2 protein-coding genes are annotated in these 2,231 nt (G+C 57.3%); both read right to left on the reverse strand.

Features of this window, described 5'->3' with window-relative positions; genetic code table 11:
- Positions 1-294 precede the first annotated feature (294 nt).
- A complete protein-coding gene (gene istB, locus AZSI13_RS14960) occupies positions 295-1,077 on the reverse strand; it encodes an IS21-like element helper ATPase IstB (RefSeq protein ID WP_109042001.1) in 783 nt (260 codons plus the stop codon).
- Positions 1,078-1,088: 11 nt separating this feature from the next.
- Positions 1,089-2,117: an IS21 family transposase gene (gene istA / locus AZSI13_RS14965; protein WP_109042002.1), complete on the reverse strand. Its 1,029-nt coding sequence runs from the start codon at positions 2,115-2,117 to the stop codon at positions 1,089-1,091.
- Between the last annotated feature and the right edge of the window lie 114 nt (positions 2,118-2,231).

Raw genomic sequence — 2,231 nt, forward strand, 5'->3', positions numbered from 1 at the left:
TACAACGCGCGCCCGCTGATTGCCGAAGTGCTGATGGAAAATGGTGAGCCCCGGCTTATTCGACGAAGGCAGACGGTGGCTGAACTGCTCGCGCTGGAGGCGGTGTAAGGCATCTATAGCCGAATGGCTGCATAGGAGAAACTGACTGGCTGCTTGGGGTCGGGGCCCGCATGTCACGAATGGCCGGTTGCGGGTAGCCATTTCCACGGGGGAAGTGACAGCAACGGGCACGTTGCGGTCGTAGGGCACCTTGCCTGAGCCATCCTTCACAGAACGGCTCAGGATGCTGCCGAGTCAGTTGCTTGCGCCCCCTTGTGTGCCAACAAACCCCGCCTTTTTCTTGTCCTTCAGCCGATAGCTATCGCCCTTGATCTGGATGATGTGGGCGTGATGAAGGAGCCGATCCAGCAGGGCTGCGGTCAGGGTGTCATCGCCATTGAAAGCAGAGCCCCACTGCCCAACCGGAAGATTGGACGTAACGATCACCGATCCCTTCTCATACCGCTTGGCAATGACCTGGAAGAACAGGTTTGATTCTTCCCGCCCGAACGGCAGGTAGCCAATTTCGTCGATCACCAGCAGGCGGTAGGCAAGCACATTGCGTTTCATCACTTCGTTGAGACGCCCCTGGCGCTGAGCTGCCGCGAGTTGCAGCGCCAGGTCCGCCGCACTGACAAAACGGGTCTTGATCCCCGCCTGCGTTGCGGCGTAGCCCAAGGCAATCGCCAGGTGGGTCTTGCCGACACCAGAAGGCCCAAGCAGCATGATGTTCTCAGTACGCTCGACAAAAGCCAAACTGAACAACTCCTGGATGCGCGCCTTCGGGATGTCGCTGGCAAATTTGAAGTCAAAGCTATCGAACGTCTTGATGGCGGGGAACCCAGCGAGTCGGGTCAATACGGTTCGACTGCGTTGCTGCCGGCCACTGACTTCCTCTTTAAGTAGCGCTTCGAGGAAATCAGCAAACCCCTGTTCGGCCTTGATCGCCGCTTCGGCGATCACCGGGTAGATTTCAGTGACTCGATCAAGGCCCAACAACTCACAGGAAGCGCGGATGCGTTCTGCTTGAATATCCATGGGGTTCCTCCTCAAGCGGCAGCGGCGACCAGCTCGTCGTAAAACGACAGAGGACGCTGCAACGGGGTAATCACATGAGCCACCGGCTTGGTCAGCGACTGCTCGCGGACCGAGACGCCGGTATAGCTTGGGGGGAAGGCCTGCAGATGAGGCTGCTCAGCCTTCAACAGTTTATCCGGTTGCTCCTTGGTCGTGGCATGGATACGAACATTCGCCGTTTCGCGCAGCCAACGGCGTACCTCGACATTGGCAGTATCCTTGTCCAGATGAATGCCGCTCATCTTCAGCCGACTAGCCAGCGTAACGTGGAAGGTACGACGCAAATAGCGGTTGAAGCGTTCCACCTTGCCCTTGGTACGGGCGCGATAAGGCTGGCAAAGCTTGGGAACGAAGCCCCAGTGCTTGGCGAAGTCCAGGAACAGCGGGTTGAGCTTATGGTTGCCTTCCCCGTAGCCATCCCGCTCAATGACAACCGTCTTCATGTTGTCGTAGAGCACCTGCTTGGGGACGCCACCGAAATACTCGAAAGCATGCTCGTGGCAAGCCAACAGGGTTTCGATCTTCTCGTCGGTGACGTACTCCACGAAGCTGGCGCGGGAGTAGCCCATCGTGGCGACGAAGGCCGACAAGCGATCCTTGCCGCGACGGAAAACAACCCAATCCACCTGCATCTGCTTGCCGGGGTCGGTCTCAAAACGATTGTCCGGTTCAGCCGGCGCCGTAGCAGGCTTGTAGTCAACCAGGAATTGGCGGAGGCGGGTTATACCACCTTCGTACCCCTGATTCTGGATTTCTTCGAGAAGGCTGGTGGCTGGAATCCAGTCGGGTTTGGCCGACTCGATGCGCCGGATGAGATAGGGTTTGAAAGGGTCCAGCTTCTCGGTGCGCTTGGCGCGCTCCTTGAGAGCAGGTTTGCCCTCGGATCTCAGGTACTTCCGTATGGTGTTTCGCGCGCAGCCGGTGATATCGACCAAAGCGCGAATGCTCATGCCGTGACGATGCAACACAGTAATCTCCACTGATTGTTCAGCGTTTAACATGCTGTCTCCATACCGTAGGGACAGTATGGAGAAGCGACCTAGGCGTTTCTGAAAAAAGTGAGGTGGGTCAATTTTCAGTTGATGCCCTGGGTCATTTTTACTGTGTTGCTAACA

Source organism: Azospira sp. I13 (assembly GCF_003112695.1).
GTDB lineage: Bacteria > Pseudomonadota > Gammaproteobacteria > Burkholderiales > Rhodocyclaceae > Azospira.

What these genes read in the sequence shown, in the direction of transcription:
- istB (WP_109042001.1), bottom strand. Translation starts at nt 1,077, where the DNA reads ATGGATATTCAAGCAGAACGCATCCGCGCTTCCTGTGAGTTGTTGGGC.
- istA (WP_109042002.1), bottom strand. Translation starts at nt 2,117, where the DNA reads ATGTTAAACGCTGAACAATCAGTGGAGATTACTGTGTTGCATCGTCAC.